This window comes from Rhizobium phaseoli (genome assembly GCF_010668805.1).
In the GTDB taxonomy this organism is placed as follows: domain Bacteria; phylum Pseudomonadota; class Alphaproteobacteria; order Rhizobiales; family Rhizobiaceae; genus Rhizobium; species Rhizobium phaseoli_A.
On sequence record NZ_WUFT01000139.1, the window covers coordinates 1 to 393 of the forward strand.

Genomic DNA, 393 nt, shown 5'->3' on the forward strand with positions numbered 1-393 from the left:
CCATTTTGTATGTCTCGAGCGGTATGGCGGTGGGCGTCGCCTGCATGAGTTCAGGGTCTGCCCGCAGACGGGCCTCGATCTGTTCACCGTAATCGAACAATCGGGCTCGAAGGTGTTACCGATAACAAATCAGCCCGCCATTTTTCCGTCGTTCGATGTTATCGGTAACAAAATTAGCACGTTGTGCCCTGAAGAGGCAAGCCAGGGGAATCTACCTGGTCCAGCATGGATGTCCGATCTGGCTGGTCCGGTGGATCGTCATCTGGCGGGTAATCGCCGGTCGGGTCCCCCGCGCGCCATTTCTCCAGAAGCCGGAAGCGAGTTTCATATTGTGAGATTTGCTTCGGCTTTCAGCGTCGTGATCTTTCTGTTACCTGAAAGCATGTTTTACAT

Annotated in this window: 1 protein-coding gene; it reads left to right on the forward strand. The window is 53.9% G+C overall.

Annotation, left to right across the window (positions count from 1 at the left end; all coding sequences use genetic code 11):
• The coding region (locus GR197_RS32190) for a hypothetical protein (protein ID WP_204330544.1) at positions 1-393 on the forward strand (393 nt) is incomplete at both ends.